The 19,246-nt window shown below is 45.9% G+C and carries 18 protein-coding genes; 8 read left to right on the plus strand and 10 right to left on the minus strand.

What is annotated here, in order from left to right; all coding sequences use genetic code 11:
* Positions 1 to 12: 12 nt before the first annotated feature.
* Positions 13 to 255, minus strand: coding sequence for a YhdB family protein (locus MHH91_RS04965; RefSeq protein ID WP_013351651.1), 243 nt, complete (start codon positions 253 to 255; stop codon positions 13 to 15).
* Between the two features lie 191 nt (positions 256 to 446).
* Between MHH91_RS04965 and MHH91_RS04970 the strand changes: the two genes are divergently transcribed.
* A complete protein-coding gene (locus MHH91_RS04970) occupies positions 447 to 770 on the plus strand; it encodes a DUF3889 domain-containing protein (RefSeq protein ID WP_013351652.1) in 324 nt (107 codons plus the stop codon).
* Positions 771 to 812: 42 nt separating this feature from the next.
* Here the strand turns inward: MHH91_RS04970 and MHH91_RS04975 are convergent, their stop codons facing one another.
* From MHH91_RS04975 to MHH91_RS04985, 3 genes are all read right to left on the minus strand, one after another.
* Entirely contained in the window at positions 813 to 2,264 is a 1,452-nt protein-coding gene (locus tag MHH91_RS04975) for a C40 family peptidase (protein ID WP_014471646.1), read from the minus strand.
* A 180-nt stretch (positions 2,265 to 2,444) separates the two neighbouring features.
* Positions 2,445 to 2,879 (minus strand): nitric oxide-sensing transcriptional repressor NsrR, encoded by a 435-nt coding sequence (nsrR, locus tag MHH91_RS04980; protein ID WP_014469964.1) that lies wholly within the window; start codon positions 2,877 to 2,879, stop codon positions 2,445 to 2,447.
* Between the two features lie 132 nt (positions 2,880 to 3,011).
* Positions 3,012 to 4,529: a mechanosensitive ion channel gene (locus tag MHH91_RS04985; RefSeq protein ID WP_013351655.1), complete on the minus strand. Its 1,518-nt coding sequence runs from the start codon at positions 4,527 to 4,529 to the stop codon at positions 3,012 to 3,014.
* Positions 4,530 to 4,702: 173 nt separating this feature from the next.
* Here MHH91_RS04985 and MHH91_RS04990 point away from each other — a divergent pair, with 173 nt between their 5' ends.
* Positions 4,703 to 6,109, plus strand: coding sequence for a SpoVR family protein (locus MHH91_RS04990; RefSeq protein ID WP_013351656.1), 1,407 nt, complete (start codon positions 4,703 to 4,705; stop codon positions 6,107 to 6,109).
* Between the two features lie 38 nt (positions 6,110 to 6,147).
* Here the strand turns inward: MHH91_RS04990 and MHH91_RS04995 are convergent, their stop codons facing one another.
* Positions 6,148 to 7,527, minus strand: a complete 1,380-nt coding sequence (locus MHH91_RS04995; protein WP_013351657.1) for an alkaline phosphatase — start codon at positions 7,525 to 7,527, stop codon at positions 6,148 to 6,150.
* Between the two features lie 460 nt (positions 7,528 to 7,987).
* On the opposite strand from MHH91_RS04995, the gene MHH91_RS05000 reads away from it, so the two are divergent.
* Positions 7,988 to 8,818: a C40 family peptidase gene (locus MHH91_RS05000; RefSeq protein WP_014471647.1), complete on the plus strand. Its 831-nt coding sequence runs from the start codon at positions 7,988 to 7,990 to the stop codon at positions 8,816 to 8,818.
* A gap of 69 nt (positions 8,819 to 8,887) precedes the next feature.
* Here the strand turns inward: MHH91_RS05000 and MHH91_RS05005 are convergent, their stop codons facing one another.
* Positions 8,888 to 9,763 (minus strand): LysR family transcriptional regulator, encoded by an 876-nt coding sequence (locus MHH91_RS05005; protein ID WP_014469967.1) that lies wholly within the window; start codon positions 9,761 to 9,763, stop codon positions 8,888 to 8,890.
* A 109-nt stretch (positions 9,764 to 9,872) separates the two neighbouring features.
* Between MHH91_RS05005 and MHH91_RS05010 the strand changes: the two genes are divergently transcribed.
* The 4 genes from MHH91_RS05010 (at position 9,873) to MHH91_RS05025 (ending at position 15,147) form a co-directional block, all read left to right on the plus strand.
* Positions 9,873 to 10,976, plus strand: a complete 1,104-nt coding sequence (locus tag MHH91_RS05010) for a citrate synthase/methylcitrate synthase (RefSeq protein ID WP_014471648.1) — start codon at positions 9,873 to 9,875, stop codon at positions 10,974 to 10,976.
* 78 nt (positions 10,977 to 11,054) lie between these two features.
* On the plus strand, positions 11,055 to 11,924 hold the full coding sequence (locus tag MHH91_RS05015; protein WP_014469969.1) for an SDR family oxidoreductase: 870 nt from the start codon (positions 11,055 to 11,057) through the stop codon (positions 11,922 to 11,924).
* Between the two features lie 350 nt (positions 11,925 to 12,274).
* On the plus strand, positions 12,275 to 13,678 hold the full coding sequence (locus MHH91_RS05020) for an amino acid permease (protein ID WP_013351662.1): 1,404 nt from the start codon (positions 12,275 to 12,277) through the stop codon (positions 13,676 to 13,678).
* A gap of 113 nt (positions 13,679 to 13,791) precedes the next feature.
* Positions 13,792 to 15,147, plus strand: coding sequence for a sodium-dependent transporter (locus MHH91_RS05025; RefSeq protein ID WP_013351663.1), 1,356 nt, complete (start codon positions 13,792 to 13,794; stop codon positions 15,145 to 15,147).
* Positions 15,148 to 15,187: 40 nt separating this feature from the next.
* Here the strand turns inward: MHH91_RS05025 and MHH91_RS05030 are convergent, their stop codons facing one another.
* From MHH91_RS05030 to sigM, 3 genes are read right to left on the minus strand one after another with little or no spacing between them, the layout of a single operon-like run.
* Entirely contained in the window at positions 15,188 to 15,478 is a 291-nt protein-coding gene (locus MHH91_RS05030; protein WP_003155315.1) for an anti-sigma-M factor, read from the minus strand.
* Positions 15,466 to 16,539: an anti-sigma factor gene (locus tag MHH91_RS05035; protein ID WP_013351664.1), complete on the minus strand. Its 1,074-nt coding sequence runs from the start codon at positions 16,537 to 16,539 to the stop codon at positions 15,466 to 15,468. Before MHH91_RS05035 ends, MHH91_RS05030 begins: the two co-directional genes overlap by 13 nt.
* The gene (gene sigM, locus MHH91_RS05040; RefSeq protein ID WP_003155312.1) at positions 16,532 to 17,023 is read right to left on the minus strand and encodes an RNA polymerase sigma factor SigM; all 492 of its coding nucleotides are present in this window, start codon (positions 17,021 to 17,023) and stop codon (positions 16,532 to 16,534) included. Before sigM ends, MHH91_RS05035 begins: the two co-directional genes overlap by 8 nt.
* 238 nt (positions 17,024 to 17,261) lie before the next feature.
* Between sigM and MHH91_RS05045 the strand changes: the two genes are divergently transcribed.
* Entirely contained in the window at positions 17,262 to 17,861 is a 600-nt protein-coding gene (locus MHH91_RS05045) for a lysophospholipid acyltransferase family protein (protein ID WP_013351665.1), read from the plus strand.
* A gap of 44 nt (positions 17,862 to 17,905) precedes the next feature.
* On the opposite strand, the gene MHH91_RS05050 is transcribed toward MHH91_RS05045, so the two are convergent.
* Positions 17,906 to 19,240 (minus strand): hemolysin family protein, encoded by a 1,335-nt coding sequence (locus MHH91_RS05050; protein WP_013351666.1) that lies wholly within the window; start codon positions 19,238 to 19,240, stop codon positions 17,906 to 17,908.
* Positions 19,241 to 19,246: the final 6 nt, after the last annotated feature.

Raw genomic sequence — 19,246 nt, forward strand, 5'->3', positions numbered from 1 at the left:
GCCGGGATTGTTTTATGTCAGCATGGCTAATTGATCTTCATACGCGAGTTCTGCCGCATGATCAATATACCCGAGAAGGGAATACAGCTCTTTTTCAAGCACCGCATCATCATATTCGAAATGATACGCGTGCAGAAAGTGCTCAATACGCTTTGATAACAAATCGTCTTTCGTACGTACCATCAAAATTAACAAATTGTCCCATTGGGACCGGTGTGTGTAATACAAGGCTTTATCATAATCGGCATGATCCATCTTACGCTTCTCCTTTCAATGAGAAGTTCTCCGTTAGTTTATGCCGCCGAAGCCGGAATGCAACGGGGGAAAAGTTGGTGCCCGTATAACTGCGGTATAGCAATATGAGGGAGACATAAAATAAAACCGCATATCCGCCCCTTTTTTGGACACGCTAAGATTGACTAAAAACGACTCAGGAGAACATAACAATGAAATCCCTTCCATTTGCGCTGGCCTTATTGTTTTGCGGAATTCTCATCGCCTCGATCGCTGAAAAAGGACATACAGAACACCTTGATCCATCAGTTGAAAAATGGGAGCAGCTCGCATGGAATCAGCTGGAACGTGAATACGAGGGAGCCGAGCTTACCGATTATTCATACATGGGCCGTACGAAAGTAAACCGGGAACAGACGAAAGACGTGTTTCGCGTTACGGTAAAAACAAAAAAAGACACGTTTTCTTCCCGTGCTGAAGTGTATTTTCATCCCGTGACAAAACATGTGATCAGCATTAATATTTTCAGACTGTAAAAAAAGCTGCACAGCCTGATGCGGCTATGCAGCTTGTCTGTATCAGAAGAAGCGTTTCGCTCCGAGGTAGCGCTGTTTCCAATAGGAATTGTTCATGCTGGAAATGACGACACCTGAATCGTTGGCATTGATAAACTGTCCGTTTCCGAGATAAATGCCGACGTGGGAAGGGCCGGCTTTATAAGTTGAGAAAAAGACAAAGTCACCGACCGCCGGCTGGCTTACTGATGTCATCGTATTCCAGTAGCCTGCGGCTGAAAGTCTGGATACGGAAGTGACCTTATTGAGAACGTAATAAATAAAACCGCTGCAGTCAAAGCCTCTCGGCGTTGTCCCGCCCCATACATACGGTACGCCCAGTTGAGCTTTTGCGGCATCGATCATTACATTAATCTTCGCGCTTGTTGAACCTGTGCCGCCTGTTCCGCCGGACTGATTCGGTGTTGGGTTTGTCTGCTGTCCGGTAATCGTCAGCTTCTGTCCGATATGAAGCACATCTGTTTTCAGATTGTTTTTCTCACGGATCTGCTGGGCGGTTACATTGAATTTTTGGGCGATCACCCATAAAGAATCCCCGCTTTTCACGGTATATGTAGTGGTTTTCCCTTTATCTCCGGATTGGTTCGGAGTTGACGGAGACGAAGAGCCGGAAGATGACGTTTTTGTCAGCTTAAGCACTTGTCCGACCCGCAGCATGTCTGACGTCAGTTTATTGATACTTCTGATTTGCTGAACCGTCATATTGTATGCGTTTGCGATTTTCCAGAGCGAATCGCCGCTTTTTACTGTGTAAGAGGACGTTTGCGTCTGGTTTTGATTTTGGTTTGAATTGTCCTTTGGCGGCGTACTTCCCGAAGAAGACGTTCCTTTTGTTTTCAAGACTTGGTTGACGTAGATCGTATCCGTTTTTAAGTTGTTTAAAACTTTGAGTTCCGCAATGGTCATATGGACGCTGTTTGCGATCTTCCATAGTGAATCGCCGAGTTTGACTTTATATGTCCCGGAAGATGATGACTGATTTTTGCTGCTGTTTGAGCTGCTGCCCGGCACGGTTTTTGTCTGATCGGTGCTTGAGGAAACTTTCCCTGTCACTTGCAGCTTCTGTCCCGCGCGGATTAAGTCGCTTGTCAGACCGTTCAGTTTTTTCAGTTCCTGCACGGACATTTTAAAATCAGATGCGATCAGCCAGAGCGAGTCTCCGCTTTTAACCGTATACACACCTTTAGATGTGCCGCTGTTCTTTGAAGGTGACGATGAGCTTCCGGAATCTGATTTGCCGTTAGGGATGGTGAGCGTCTGCCCGATGGAAAGCACGCTGGATTTTAAATGATTCGCTGATGTAATGGCATCCACGCTTGTATTATAGGTTTGGGCAAGCTTCCATAATGAATCTCCGCTTTTGACCTTAATCGTTTGTGCTTCTGCCGGTGTTACAGCTAATGCAGACCCGACAATCGCAGATGCAGTCAAACCGACCGCTAACTTTTTTTTCATAGTGAATCTCCCTTTTCCTGCGATGATTTTACTATCCCCATTCGTTGCAGCCGCAAGATGAGGATATCAGTAATGATAATCTTTATATCGGCACTTGTCTGCAATCATTTATCATATATTAAGAGAATTAGTCCTTTTTTCTTATGCGGGCATAAAAAAAGAAGGAATGCGGACATTCCTTCAGCTTTTGAGCAGTCTCATAATCTCCTCTTTATTTTTGACCAGATCCCTCAACGTATATTTGTCTAAAACGGCCAGATAAGCTTGGAGAGCTTCATACAGCAGGTTCTTTAAGTTGCAGGCGGGAGATATGATACAGAGATTTTTTTGGGAGTCAAAGCATTCTACGATGTTAAAGTCGTCTTCTGTATTTCGAACGACTTCGCCAATGTTTATGTCTTCCGGTATCATTCCTAATCGAATACCGCCTCCACGGCCGCGGATTGTTTCTACATACCCGAGCTGGCCGAGACGGTAAATCACTTTCATAAGGTGGTTTTTAGAGATGGAATACGTGTCTGCGATTTCTTTTATGTTAGAAAGTTCTTCGGAAGGTCTGGAAGCCAAAAAAATCAAAACGCGTAAAGAATAATCAGTGTAATTCGTTAATTTCATAGAATGACCTCGAAAAAAGAGATTTTACTTCTGTTACATTTTATCATAAAGGAATTCAAAATGAAAAAAAAGGAATTTGCCCCTCAAACTCAAAAAAACGTGCGCTCCTTCTGAGCACACGTTTTTTTTGAATTAAGACATCGGCGGCTTACGATCGTCAGAAGCCGATTGATGTTTTTCAATTTTGCGATCCAATTTCGCGAGATAACGGGAGGCAAACTCTTTTCCCCCAAGACCGAATGAAAGTCCGAAGGCAAGTGCAAAACCGCCCAGAATGAGAATAAACGCGGCATTTACGATCGTATCGGCGACGCCGAGCTGATCTAGCGCCATAAAGATTGAGAGAGTGATAATTGTATATTTCGCAAGCGGCGCCAGGAATCTGAATTCTTTTCCGCTCAGCATGCCGACAAGCAGTCTGCTGACGAGCTGTCCGGCCAAAAGCCCGATTCCGAGAATAAATACAGCGGCCAGAACATTAGGCAGGTAAGCGATAATGCCGGTCGCGATGACGACGAGAAATTCGAGATGAACAAGCTGCAGCGCCTCTGCCGTAAAGAGCAGGACGATGATGATCTGCGCAATCATGCCGACCGTCTGAGAAAGCGTAAGTTTCGGGCGCTCCGCCTGTTCAAAGCCCATTTTTCCAAGAAGTGAGTCGAAGCCGGCCCGGTGCAAGAGTCCTGTTACAATGCTGTTTACCCATTTTCCGATCCAGATGCCGGCGATGATCAGCACAATACCGATGATGATGTTAGGAAGCATTGTGAAGACCGTGTTCAGCATTGCGGACGCCGGTTCAGAAATGCCTGCTACATCAAGCCGATCCAGCGCAGAAATGACAACCGGAATGAAAATCAGCACGTAGACAATCGTTCCGATGATTGCCGACAGGCTTGTATCTTTCAGATAAATAGAAAGCCCCATACGTGCGGCAAGTCTTTCCGTGCCGATACTCGCCAGAAAGTTTGTGACAATATCACGGACGAGACGGGCAACAAGCCAGCCGATTAATACAATCAGCGCCGCGGCGAATAATTTTGGTATAAAGGACAAAACGCTTTGGATCATATTTGTAAACGGTTCTGATACTCCGCTGATCTGGAGAGCGGACAAAACGCCCGGCAGGAACAAGAGCAAGACGAAATAAAAAACGATTCGTGAAGCGGCCGTAACGGATCTGCTCATCTCCGCTTCTTCAGAAACCATGGTCCATTTTCTGAGCCAGCCGTGTTCAGCCAGTTTCATGCCCGCTTTTTTGACGAGATAGCTGAAAAGCGAAGCGGCCGCCCAGCCCAACAGCAGAATCAAACCGGCTTTTAAAACGCTCGGCACAGCCGCCGTTATCGCCGACAGCATGCTGACAAAAGGCGAAGCCACGGTTGTCAGATGCAGAATGTTAAAGAATAGAATAAAAACGATAATTAATGCGATAAAATAAATGATTTTACTGATGACTTTTTCCGAGGAATAGCGCGCCGGCTTTTTTTCGGCGAACAGTCTGTCGTCGATTTTTGTTTTTTGGAGGCCTTTGTATACGGCTTTTTCAATGATTTTCGCAATGCCCCAGCCGATAAGCAGGACGAGCAGTGCAATGATCAGATTCGGCAGTTTGCTGAGATACGTGGTAAGCATGTCTGCTGTGTTCAAGTAGAATCGCTCCTTTTTCTTTTTTTTAGGGTGTGGTGTGTGTTTTACCCACTTACATATAAAGCAAACGGGGCGGATGTGCCGAAAGTTTTCAGACGGAAACCCGTCTGTTATTTCATCTTTTGAGAGGAGGGGTCATACATTATAAATAAGTCCAAGTAGGGGGGATTCGGTTGAACGCGGAGGAGACAAAAGGTTTACAGCGGGCAATTGAGGAAATAACCGACATTGCGAAGGGATTCGGCCTTGATTTCTACCCGATGAGATACGAAATTTGCCCGGCTGAGATTATTTATACATTCGGGGCGTACGGCATGCCGACGAGATTCAGCCACTGGAGCTTCGGCAAACAATTCCACAAGATGAAACTCCATTATGATCTCGGTTTGAGCAAAATTTATGAACTTGTCATTAATTCCAACCCTTGCTACGCTTTTTTGCTGGACAGCAATTCGCTGATCCAAAATAAATTAATTGTCGCCCATGTTCTTGCGCATTGTGATTTTTTCAAAAATAACTGCCGCTTTCAAAATACGAACCGGGACATGGTTGAGAGCATGGCGGCTACAGCGGAGCGGATTAAGCATTACGAAAGAATTCACGGGATTAAAGAAGTGGAGTCCTTTTTAGATGCCATTCTGGCGATTCAGGAGCATATCGATCCGTCGCTCGTCAGGCCGAAGCTGCTGTGGAGCGTCGATGATGAGGAGGAGGACGAAGAGGAAACCGCGTCATCGCCGTACGATGATTTATGGGATATGGATAAGCCGAAGCAGATTAAAAAGAAAAAAAGGAAAAAACCGTTCCCGCCCCGGCCGGAAAAAGATATTCTGCTTTTTATCGAAGAGCATTCGCGGGAGCTTGAACCGTGGCAGCGTGATATTTTAACGATGATGAGAGAAGAAATGCTGTATTTCTGGCCGCAGCTGGAAACGAAAATCATGAACGAAGGCTGGGCATCCTATTGGCATCAGCGGATTATCCGAGAGCTTGACCTGACTTCGGATGAAGCGATCGAGTTTGCGAAGCTGAACGCAGGCGTCATTCAGCCGTCAAAAACGGGAATCAATCCGTATTATTTAGGGCTGAAAATTTTTGAAGACATCGAAGAGCGCTACGACAACCCGACAGAAGAAATGAAAAAAACAGGAGTAAAGCCCGGTTCCGGCAGGGAGAAAATGTTTGAGGTCAGGGAAATTGAATCGGATATTTCATTCATCCGCAATTATTTGACGAAAGATCTTGTGCTGCGCGAGGATTTGTATTTATTCCAAAAGCAGGGCAGAGACTATAAAGTGATCGACAAGGAATGGAAGGCTGTGCGCGACCAGCTCGTGAACATGCGGGTGAACGGGGGATTTCCTTATCTGACCGTCAATGACGGAGATTATTTGAAGAATAACGAGCTTTATATTAAACATTGGTATGAGGGAATTGAGCTTGATCTGAAATATTTGGAGAAAGTGCTGCCGTATCTGTACCAGCTGTGGGGCAGGAGCGTGCATATCGAATCAGTTCTCGAAGATAAAGAAGTGATGTTCTCGTATGACGGAAAAGGAGTGCATCGGAGATATCTCTAAAAAAGAAGAAGGGATGCGGGGAAACCCCGCATCCTTTTTTATTTGCCGCTTTTTAAGATGTGAAAGATCTTTTTGGCCTGATCCGTGTTGTTTAAAAGCCCCGCAAATGATTCTTTTCCTGGACCGTATGCGTAAACGGGAACTTCTTCGCCCGTATGATCGCCGGTTGTCCAGCCGCTGTTGGTTTTTGCATTAAAGAGCTTAATGATCGCTTTGTAGGCGCCCTTGTCAGCATCCTGCTTTGCAGCCGTTTCGATCTGTTTGATTTCATCTTTTGACCATTTCAGGTCGGTATAACGCGCAAGCACGGAAGATACGGATTTGCCAGCTTTGATTTGGTCAGCCATAAATGCCGGCGTTTTTTTCGCTGCAAGAACCGGTTCAACATGCCAGTTTTTATCGTTGTTCGCTCCGATTGTCAATCCGCCGGTCGTGTGATCAGCCGTAGCGATGACAAGCGTATGTTTGTCCTTTTTGGCAAATGCGATCGCTGCTTTATACGCTTTTTCAAAATCCTTCATTTCGCTCATTGCGCCGACTATATCGTTGTCATGTCCGGCCCAGTCAATTTGGCTGCCTTCGACCATTAAGAAAAACCCTTTTTTATTCGAGTTCAGTCTGTCGATTGCTGCCGTTGTCATGTCTTCTAATGAAGGGACGGCGTTTGAACGGTCGATCGCTTTGTCGAGTCCGCCATCGGCAAACAGGCCGAGAACCTTTTTATTGCGGTCCTTTTTAAGCTCCTGTTTTGATGTAACATAGCTGTATCCCGCTTTTTTGAAATCCTTCGTTATATTCCGGTCTTTACGGATAAAGTTTGATTTGCCGCCTCCGAGGAGCACATCCACTTTCTGTTGTCCGTTGATGCGGTCATCAAAGTAGCTGCTCGCGATTTCATCCATATTTTTTCTGGATTTGTTATGGGCTCCGAATGCCGCAGGGGTTGCGTGGGCAATCTCTGAAGTCGCGACAAGTCCGGTTGATTTGCCTCTTTGTTTCGCTTCTTCAAGGACGGATTTTACCCGCTTTCCTTTTTTATCGACCCCGATCGCCGCGTTATACGTTTTCACGCCGGTGGCCATTGCCGTGCCGGCCGCCGCGGAATCGGTGATATTGGAATCAGGATCGTCAGGATAAGTCATCATCATGCCGGTAAGATTGGGGTCAAATGCCGTCAGTTTCATGCCGTCAGAAGGCTTTCCTTTGTTAATGACCGAACGGTAGGCGTTCATGTATGGCGCGCCCATTCCGTCTCCGATCATGAAGATGACGTTTCTGATCTCGTTTTTCTCAGGCTGTTTTTTTGCCGCAGCCTGATCAGAGTGCTGAAGCCCCGCACCCGCAATCAGACCGGCTGTCAGCACGGATACGGCTGCCGCCGGCAGAAGTTTTGATCGAACCTGTTTAAATAAACTCATTCTCAAATCGTCCTCCTTTAATCGTGTCTGTACGTCTAATGGTAGGGGATGTTTGTAAAGAGCGCCTGTCCCTCCTGTAAATTTCAGGTGAAACATTGTTAGAAATGTAAATTCCGATGTAAGGTTATGTTTTCTGGAAAAGGTGAAAATCATTCACTTTTTCAAAAAAGACGAGGATTTTTTTGACAAGGGTCAATTTGGAAAATGAATTTCTTTGTTTTTCCAAAAAACGAGGATCACAGGAAAAAAACATGACAAAACGGCTCGTTTTTCGTCACGTTTGAAATCAAATTGAAATATTTAATACCCTTAAAAACTTTTTACAAAAACGAATTAGTAAGAAATTTGTCACGGGAAGTCAAGTCTATTTCTAGTGGAAATTGAACCTTATAATAGAAAACAGATAAAAACTTTAAAAAAGAGACTTATAAAATAGATAGAATCATTCAGGGAGGAAAACATGAAAAAGCAACTTGTTACAGCAACAACGGCAGTGGTTTTAGGGACGACTTTGTTTGCGGGTGCGGCATCTGCGCAAACGATTAAGGTAAAAAAAGGCGATACATTATGGGGACTTTCAAATCAATACGGAACGTCAATTAATTCCATTAAATCTGAGAACAAATTAAAATCGGATATCATTTACATCGGACAGACGCTGTCAATCAACGGTAAATCATCTTCAGGTTCAAGCTCTGGCAGCAATTCATCATCGTCTACATATAAAGTCGTAAAGGGCGACAGCCTTTGGAAAATTGCGAATAAATATAAAATGTCTGTAAACCAATTGAAAAGTTTAAACGGTTTAAAAACAGACCTGATCTGCATCGGACAAGTTCTTAAAGTAAAAGGATCAACTTCCGGTTCAAACTCCGGAACGTCAACGGGATCTTCATCAAATCAGTCTTCATCTAACTATAACGCTGCACAGACGAGCCTGAATGTAAACAAGCTTGTTTCTGATGCGCAATCTTTAATCGGCACGCCGTATGTATGGGGCGGAACAACGACTTCCGGCTTTGACTGCAGCGGATTTATCTGGTACCTGCTGAACAAACAGACGAGTGTCGGAAGAACCAGCACTGCGGGATACTGGAGCTCAATGAAGAGCGTGTCCAGCCCGTCGAAAGGGGACTTCGTCTTCTTTACAACATATCAGGCCGGCCCTTCACACATGGGTGTGTACATCGGAAACAACAAGTTCATCCATGCCGGTTCTGACGGCGTCACAACCAGTGACCTGAATAACAGCTACTGGAAGCCTCGCTACCTGGGCGCGAAAAGATTCTAGCAGCCAGGGAAACCCGTTCATCAGAACGGGTTTTTTTATTTAGACGGGACAGAACTCCATTTGTTTCACCTAAAAATGAAAATGTGATAAAAAATCTAAAAAGGTTTGCTTTTTTTCATTTTCATGTAGTGCGATGGCGTACGCGCCTGCGCTCGGTATCTGGGCGAATTCGCATGGAATTTCAATCATGCTGCCTGCGGCGAGTTCGGCCTTTACAGCTGACAGCGGCAGAAATGAGACACCCAGCCCCTCTTTAATAAACCGTTTCGTAATATGCGTCTGTGTCACCTTCATCGTTCTGACGAAAGGGAATTGTATTCTGACCTGACGGAGCAAATCATCCCAATAGTCAGGATGGTTATGGGTCAGGAGCAGATATTGTCCGAACAGGTCTTTCACTTCAGCCGCCTTCCCTGATGCTGATTTTCGGCCGGGGGGCGCGACGAGCACAACGGGGTCATTGTACAGGGGGCGGCAGGTGAGGGAAGATGATTGCACCTTTAAGCAGCTCAGCCCGATATCGGCTGAGCCGTTTCTGATTTGGGAGGCGATTTCTTCCGACTCGTAGATGGTGACCGTCATTTCAGTCTCTTTATTGTCCGCTGTGTAACGCTTCATGACAGACGGAAGAACGGTGTCGGCGATAAGAGGCGAAACAGCGAGCGTCAGCGTGTGGAAGTAGCCCTGGCGCACCCTGTGCAGCTCCGCCATACTGTTTTCATAATCCTCCAAAAGCCTCATGGCAAACGGCACGTATGCTTTTCCTTCTTCCGTTAATTGTATTTTTCTCCCGCTTCGTTGAAACAGCTTGCAGCTGATTTCTTTCTCTAATAATTTTATGTGAACGGTGACGGTCGGCTGAGATAGAAAAAGCGTTTCCGCCGTTTTTCTGAAATTCTCATATTTTGCTGCGGTAACGAAGGTGTGAAGCCATTTAAAATCCATAGATGCACTCCTCTGATTAAAAGTTTTAATTAATTCCCTTAAAAATATTCATTATTTTTTAAATATTATATTTACTATAATAACAGAAAGAGGATAAGGGGGAATGAAATTGATTTATCGTGGATTGAAAGGAATTACTTGTGCAGAAACGGCTATCAGCCACATTGACGGAGAAAAGGGGCATTTAATATATCGCGGCTATGACGCAAAGGATATCGCGCTGCAATGCAGTTTTGAAGAAGCGGCGTATCTCATTTTAAACGGAACGCTTCCGGATGAGCGGCAATTGCTTGCGTTTCAGGATGAACTTGCAGCTGAGCGCGGGCTTCCGCAGCATCTCATCGGCTTATTGGAAACGCTTCCGGACGAGATGGACGACATGGCGGTGCTGAGAACGGCTATTTCAGGTTTGGGCACAGATTCATTTACATATCCGCCCCAGCAGGAAGAAGCGATTAAACTGATTGCCGTCACACCGACGATCATTGCGTACAGATATCGCCGGAAAAAAGGGCTGAAAGCATTGTCACCTGAAGCACGATACGGCCACGTGGAAAACTATTTGTACATGCTGACCGGGAGGCAGCCGTCCGCAGCTCAGAAGAAAGCGCTTGAGACGTATATGATTCTGGCGATGGAGCACGGGATGAATGCATCGACTTTTTCAGCGAGGGTCACCGTTTCGACTGAATCTGATTTAGTGTCTGCCGTCACTTCCGCACTGGGTACGATGAAAGGGCCGCTGCACGGAGGCGCGCCTTCAGGTGTCACGAAAATGCTTGAAGACATCGGCGAAAAAGAAAACGCAGAAGCCTATTTGACACAGAAGCTTATGAGGGGAGAGCGCCTGATGGGCTTCGGCCACAGAGTGTACAAAACAAAAGACCCTCGGGCAGAAGCGCTGCGCATAAAGGCTGAAGAGGTAGCGGGAAATGATCCGTCGCTTGACTTGGCGCTTTATGTGGAGAAGGAAGCCATCCGCTTATTAGAGCAATATAAGCCGGGACGGAAGCTGTATACAAATGTGGAATTTTACGCAGCGGCTGTGATGCAGGCCATTGATGTCGATAATGAGTTGTTTACGCCGACTTTTTCAGCAAGCCGAATGACGGGCTGGTGCGCCCATGTACTTGAACAGTCCGCTGACAATATGATTTTCAGGCCGTCTGCGAAATACACCGGTACCTTACCCGAAACGGCTCAGCCGCTTTAAGCCCGGCATATTTATCCGTTTAGCTCTCCGCACTGCGTGGTATCGTCTCAGTAATACCAATTGCAGGAGTGTGAGAATATGAATCCGATGGACAGACAAACGGAAGGACAAAAACCGCAGGTGCAAAACCGCCAGCCCGGCATTGAGTCGGAAATGGACCCGAAGCCCCTTCTGGAAGATCCGGATGTAAAAGGGTCGGACAGATTAAAAGGAAAAGTCGCCGTCATCACGGGCGGAGACAGCGGCATCGGCGCGGCGGCTGCGATCGCTTACGCGAAGGAGGGAGCGGATCTTGCCATCCTGTATCTTGACGAACATGCCGATGCCGAGAGAACGAAAAAGCGCGCGGAAGAATGCCAGGCCGAATGCCTGTTAATTCCGGGAGACGTCGGTGATGAAGCGCATTGTCAGAAGGCAGTCCGGCAAGTCTTAGATCACTACGGGAAAATTGATATTCTTGTTAATAATGCGGCTGAGCAGCATCCGCAAAGCGGGATCCTTGATATTACGGCTGAACAGCTGGAGAAGACATTCCGCACAAACATGTTTTCCATGTTTCATATGACAAAAGCTGTGCTTCCTCATCTGAAAAGAGGGAGCGCCATCATTAATACAACGTCTATTACCGCTTATCAGGGCGATACATCATTGATCGACTATTCGTGCACGAAAGGCGGCATCGTTTCCTTTACACGTTCGATGGCGATGTCATTGGCCGATCAGGGGATCAGGGTTAATGCAGTGGCGCCGGGCCCGATCTGGACCGCTCTGATTCCCGCGACATTTACTGAAGAAAAGGTAGAAAACCACGGTCTGGACACCCCGATGGGACGGCCGGGACAGCCGGCGGAACACGCCGGAGCTTACGTGCTTTTGGCTTCAGACGAATCTTCCTATATGACAGGTCAAACCATTCACGTAAATGGCGGAAGATTTATTTCCACATAATCCGTAAGCCTTATCCCGCACTGCTAAAAGGTGCGGGATTTTTATTTGAACATACATATTAATATCATGCGGCAGCTGTCAGTCAAATCGTGAACTCAAAGATTGTAATACATGAGAACCCGCTGTATGAAGGGACGTTATGGGTTCCGTTTTGCTTTAAGAAATCATAAAAATAATATATAGAATTTTCAAAAAGTTATTTTCATTTTTATATGTTTCGTTATAATATGGTATAGGAGAAAGGAATGATGTGCTGAAATATTTCATGCGAAAAATAAGAATTTAGTCATTACATCCATTGTTATCTGAATATTCTAACATAAGAGATTGATATACAAGGAGTGAAGCAGATGAAGGGGAGCATATTCAGAAAGAAAAGCATTCAGGAACTGCTTGCCGCAACCGGCGGCGAAAAGTCGCTGAAAAGGGAGCTAGGAGCCTTTGATCTGACCCTGCTGGGGATAGGGGCTATCATCGGAACGGGAATTTTTGTTTTAACCGGAACAGGCGCGGTCACGGCGGGACCGGGGCTGACCATTTCATTTGTTATAGCCGCTCTTGCGTGTTTATTCGCGGCTTTGTCATATGCTGAATTTGCTTCAAGCGTGCCGGTTTCAGGTTCCGTCTATACATTTACTTATGCGACATTGGGCGAACTTCTCGCTTTTATCATCGGATGGGATTTAATATTGGAATATATGCTCGCCGTCAGCGCGGTTTCGGTCGGCTGGTCCGGCTATTTTCAATCATTTTTGGCTGGCTTCGGCATTCATCTTCCGGCCGCATTAACGGCCGCGCCGGGATCAATTAAAGGCACGGTCACATTCTTTAATCTTCCCGCATTTGTTATTGTGCTTGCGATTACATTTATCCTCTACTTAGGCATTAAAGAATCAAAGCGGGTCAATAATATTATGGTAATTCTGAAAATTCTGGTTGTTTTATTGTTTATCGCCGTTGCGGCCGTATATGTCAAACCGCACAACTGGCAGCCGTTTATGCCGATGGGGTTCGGCGGTGTTTTCAGTGCCGCGGCGCTCGTTTTCTTCTCCTTTATCGGTTTTGACGCCGTCTCTTCCGCCGCTGAAGAAACGAAAAATCCGGCGAAGGATCTGCCGAAAGGAATTATTTTTTCATTAATCGTCTGCACCGTGCTGTATGTGACCGTATCGGCGATTATGACGGGTGTCGTACCGTTTGCCCGCTTTGAAGGCGTCGATCACCCGGTTTCTCTCGTCCTGCAGATGGCCGGGCAGAACTGGGTGGCGGGCATTATTGATATCGGCGCGGTGCTGGGAATGACAACGGTGATGCTCGTCATGCTGTACGGCCAGACGAGGGTGATGTTTGCCATGTCCCGTGACGGTTTAGTGCCGGGTGCGCTTTCGAAAGTCCATCCGAAGCATAAAACGCCGCATGTGGTGACATGGGTGTTCGGTATTCTGTCGGCATTGCTCGGCTCGCTCGTCCCGCTTGATGAACTGGCGAAGCTGGTGAACATCGGCACGCTTGCCGCGTTTGTCCTGATTTCCGTGGCGGTTATCGTGCTGAGAAAGAAACAGCCCGATCTGCCGAGAGCGTTTAAATGCCCGGGAGTTCCCTTTATTCCGGCATTGTCCATTCTGTTCTGCGTGTTTTTAATAATTAACCTTGGCGCCGCCACCATACTTCGTTTCTTTATCTGGCTGATCATCGGTTTGGTGATTTATTTCTTATATTCGAGAAAGCATTCAAAATTAAACGGGGATTTGTAAGGAGCGGCATCAGCCGCTTCTTTTATTTTTCAGAAGAGTGAAACATATTGAAATGGGCTTAAGTTATCGCAGCGAATAAGGGATAATATAGGGCGGAAGGGAAGTGGAAAGTCGTGTCTGACCAAAAAAGGGTTCAATGGGCCTCAAAAATAGGATTTATTATGGCCGCTGCCGGTTCGGCGATCGGCCTGGGAGCCATTTGGAAGTTCCCTTACGTAGCGGGTACGAACGGAGGAGGCGCTTTTTTTCTTGTCTTCGTCCTCTTTACCGTACTTTTAGGCTATCCGCTTTTGCTCGGTGAATTTATTTTCGGAAGACGGGGCCAGACAAATGCGATTGATGCCTACAAACAAGCCGCGCCAAAGTCGGTATGGCACCTCACGGGTTATGTGGGTGTGGCGGCCTGTTTTTTAGTTTTGTCTTTTTACAGTGTTGTCGGCGGATGGATTTTGCTCTATGTGCTGAAAGCCGTTACCGGTTCTTTATCAGGACTCACTCAGGAGCAGTACGGTACGGTGTTCGGTACGGTCATTGAAAATCCGATCCAGACTCTCGCCGCGCAGCTGGTATTTATGATCATGACGGTTGCGGTCGTCGCAAAAGGCGTGCAGAAAGGGATTGAACGTGTCAGTGCGGTGCTGATGCCGATTTTATTCGTGCTGTTTCTGTTGCTTGTGCTGCGCTCTGTCACGCTTGATCATGCCGTTGAGGGGATTAAATTTTTACTGGTTCCGCATTTTGAAGATTTGACGCCGGAATCCATCCTCTATGCTTTGGGACAGGCGTTTTTTACATTAACGCTCGGCGTTTCGGTCATGGTGACGTACAGTTCGTATCTGCCGAAGACCCAAAACCTCCCGGGCTCGGCAGGTTCAATTGTTATCATGAATGTGCTCGTCACGCTGTTTGCGGGACTGGCCATTTTTCCGGCGGTTTTTTCGTTCGGATTTAAACCGGATGAAGGACCGACATTGCTGTTTACCGTGCTGCCGGCTGTTTTTGACCGGCTGCCGTTCGGCTCGCTGTTTTTTATCAGCTTTCTCGCAGTCTTTTTCTTTGCCGCGCTGACTTCGGCCTTTTCTATGGTGGAAATTATCGTGGCGACTGTGGGGAAAGGGGATGAAACGAAAAGAAAGAAGCTGTCCTGGACAAGCGGTCTGCTCATTTTCTTAGTCGGAATTCCGTCCTGTTTATCATACGGTGTTCTCAGTGATGTTCATTTGTTCGGAAAAACGTTTTTTGATCTTGCGGATTTCACCGTCAGCAATGTGCTGATTCCGCTCGGCGCCTTATTAATATCAATCTTTATTCCGCTGAAAATACCGAAGCAGGAGCTGTTTGCCGAGATGAAAAGCGGCTCCGCCATCGGCTACCGTTTCTTTCAGCTGTGGTATTTCCTTCTGAAATATCTTGTGCCGCTGGCTATCATTGTCGTATTGCTGCATTTAACCGGCGTTCTTTCATTTTAAAAAAACAGGCCCCGTAAAAGGGCCTGTTTTTATTTTATGCTTAAAAACCGAATTGCAGATTCGTATCAACCGCAACGATCGTATATACGCAGACAATGACGAACAGATTGAGTATGACACCGAGCAGTCCCGGTCCGGTCCGTCCTTTTTTAATAAACAGCTCAATGATGCCGAACGGCACGGCGGCCATCGCAAACGGCAGCATCTGATAAGAATAGAATGTCACATTGCTGATGATCGCCACATTCAAAAGCAGCAGCGACAAAATCGCGGTACCGACCGATATCCAGCCGAAAACATTATGCTCTTTAAAGATTCTTACCAATTCCATAATTCCACCTCACCGATGTTTGCTGCTTTGACTGTTTTGTTTTTCAGCAGACGTTCGATTTCTTTTGTCGGCCCCGTCACGACAGAGCCGTATACGTTCATTCCGTGATGTTCAACATAGTCGATTCTGCTGCTCAGTTTCATGTCTTTGCGTTTCGATATCACCTGCGCCCATTTTTTATGATGGGACATAAATTCAAGGGCGCTGATAAATTGTTCTCGGTCTGTCTGTCCCTGCGCTTCGAAAGAGGGAGCCAGCTTAGAATCTTTCCCGGGAAATCCTAACGGATCGGCATAAGGACTGTCTTTCAGGTTTTTCTCCGTTTCGATCGCGTTCCATAAAAACTTCACATCGTATTTTTTAAAAGTTGAATATACTTGAGAAGAAGGATAGGCCCGGTCATAAGAAAGATAGACCTCCGCCACGCTTCCTTCAGGCAATTTTTTTAATGTCTGTCCGGCTTTGTCAATCGTGCGTTCCTTTAAGCCGGAAGGATGGGCGAAATAATGCTTTGCCTGTGCCGCGTCTAGATCATAGTAGTTAACGGCAGGCGATTTGACTGTATCTAAAAACATTTCAATCCGTTCTCCGCCGACGGATTTCGTTTTTGTGCCAATCTGCTTTTGCAGCGGAAATTCCGTATTCATTCCAAACAGTTTCACCTGGCTTTTCAGTCCGGAGGTATCGACGAGGACGTTCGGCATTGTGGTCGCCACTGTCACGGCCGCGGTTTCCATTAATTGATTGCCTGTGCTTTCTTTTCCTCCCAAACCGTAATAGAGGTAGCTTCCCAAAGTACAAAGCGGCAAAATCATCAAAGTGGAAATGACGGCGAGAACTGAAATCCGCAAATACGATTTGCGTTTTCCGTATGATAAAATAGCCTTCTGTTTTTCCGGGCTGATGCCGACGTCCCATTCCCGGTCGTCCTGCATTTCACTTTCAATCAATTCCTGATAGACTTCCAGCTTTTCCAGCTCTTCTTCAAAGGCGGCCATTTCCCGGTCGCTCATTTCTCCATTTTTGTATTGGTAAAAACGCTTTTTAAATTCTTCATTCATCATTAACACCTCTATTATAAAGTGCTTTCAGCCGCTGTCTGGCACGAAATAAAACACTTTTAAAATTAGCCTCTGAAATATTCATAATATGGGATGCTTCTTTGTAATTCAGTTCTTTTAAATAATACAGTGTTAAGGCCTCCCGATAATTGTCGGGAAGTTCGGACATATACCCTGTCAGCACTTCCTTGATTTCAATCTGATGAGCCGGGCTTTGAACAGCCGTCTGAAAAAGGCTCCCAATTAAGTCATCGGAAATGGTCACTTCCTTTTTATGTTTTCTGACATAATCTATAAACGCATTTCTCGCCACTTGAAAAAGCCATGGCTTTACTTTGCTGTGGTCGTAGGAGTGAATGTGTATGTATGCCCTCATAAAGGTTTCCTGCAGCAAATCTTCAGCGAGATGCTTGTCTTTTGTCATGGAGAGCAGGAACCGGTAAACATCATTCATATACATTTGGTAAATTTCATCGATCGTCACTGCCTTTTCTCCCCTCTATGTTATACACGCATAAGAAAGGTTTAAAGTTGCACGTTCCATGCAAACGGCTTAAATTCATTTTCACCTAATCAAACACCATTTCTTTATAGTACCCAAAATCCGTCATAAAAGATAGGGATCGGCAAAGGAAAAATATAATTATTAGTACCAGGTAATAAAAAATATTGTTATAATAGAGGGAGAACACTTTTGATCATTACAACAAAGGAAGTGCGTTATGTATAAGTTTTGTGCAAATGCCATAAAAGCCATTCTTTCCCTGCGCGGGGGAGTGAAAGTGTACAACAAGGAGAATCTTCCGTCTGATAAAGGATTCGTTATTGCGTGCACGCATGCGGGCTGGGTGGACGTCCTCACGCTCGGTGTCGGAATATTGCCTCATCAGATTCATTATATGGCCAAAAAAGAACTGTTTCAGAAAAAGTGGATCGGGGGTTTTTTGAAGAAGATTCACGCATTCCCGGTTGATCGTGAAAATCCGGGTCCGAGCAGCATTAAAACGCCGATTAAGCTTCTGAAGGAAGGACAGATTGTCGGGATCTTTCCGAGCGGCACGAGAACATCAGAAGACGTCCCGCTGAAAAGAGGAGCCGTGACCATCGCCCAAATGGGGAAAGCGCCGCTCGTTCCGGCCGCATACAGAGGCCCGTCTTCGGGTAAAGAGCTGTTTAAAAAGGGAAAAATGCGGCTCATCATCGGCGAGCCGATTTTTTTGGAGGACTTTTCTGATTTTGCGCCGAAGGAGAGGCTTGCGGCCATGACAGAAGAGCTGAATGCCAGAATTAAAGAGCTTGAGAAAAAACTTGATCAAATGTAAACAAAAAAAGCTTGCCGTCTGTATCAGACGCGCAAGCTTTTTTATTATGCTTCTTTTTGTTCAGCGGTTTCCAGCAGTTCATCAAACGCCAGTTTTTTTACTTCGATATATGCGACGTGGTGGCCTTCAATTTCATTAATGATAAATTCGCAGCCTTCTTCGATAATCGAATCGTATTGTTCAACATCGTATTTCTGGGTAAGGAACCAGCCGCCGATGGTGTCGACCTCGTCATTTTCTAAATGGATGCCGAGCAACTCGTTCACTTGATCAATCAGAACCTTACCGTCCAGCATGTAATGGCCGTCGCCGAGTTTGCGGATTTCGTTGATTTCATCTATATCAAATTCATCGCGGATTTCCCCGACGATTTCTTCGATAATGTCTTCAACGGTGACAAGCCCCGCGGTTCCGCCGTATTCGTCCGACAGAATCGCCATATGAACCCGTTCCTTCTGCATTTTCACAAGCAGGTCGTGAATCGGTGCCGACTCAATCACATGGATGATCGGATTGACAAAATCGGTGATCGGCGAGTCGACTGATACTTCGCCGCTGATGCAGGCGGTCAGCACTTCTTTAATGTTAATGACGCCGATAATATTGTCTTTGTCACCCTCTTCGACAGGGTAGCGTGTATATTTTTCAATCTGAATGATCTCCATCATTTCAGAGATTTTGATATCATGCGGCAGACTGACGATTTCCGTACGCGGAATCATAATTTCTTTTGCGAGTCTGTCGTCAAATTCAAAGATTTTGTTCACATATTTAAATTCAGACTGGTTGATTTCACCGCTTTTATAGCTTTCCGATAAAATGATGCGCAGCTCTTCTTCCGAATGGGCAAGCTCATTTTCAGACACCGTCTCCAGACCGAACATCTTCGTTAAAAGACGGGCGGAGTTGTTCAGAAGCCATATAAACGGGAACATGATGCGGTAAAACCAAATGAGCGGCTTCGAAAACAGCATCGAAACGGCTTCCGCTTTTTGGATGGCGACTGTTTTCGGCGCTAATTCTCCGACGACCACGTGTAAAAACGTAATGATCGCGTAGGCGAGAATAAATGAAATAATGTGCGATAGTGAGCTTGGTACGTTTATTTTTGTGAAAAGCGGATGAAGCAAGCGTTCAATCGTTGATTCGCCTAAGACACCAAGACCAATGGAAGTCAATGTTATGCCGAGCTGGCACGCCGATAAATACTCATCTAAATGCGTGGTCACTTTTTTGACACCGATTGCGGCTTTATTTCCTTCTGCTATAAGCTGGTCAACCCGTGAGCCTCTGATTCTGATTATCGCAAACTCAGATGCTACGAAAAATGCCGTCAGCGCGATTAAAACCGCGACTAAAATCAAATTCACAATGTCCAATTAGAA

The sequence above is a fragment of the Bacillus sp. FSL K6-2819 genome, assembly GCF_038008305.1.
Taxonomy (GTDB): domain Bacteria; phylum Bacillota; class Bacilli; order Bacillales; family Bacillaceae; genus Bacillus; species Bacillus amyloliquefaciens.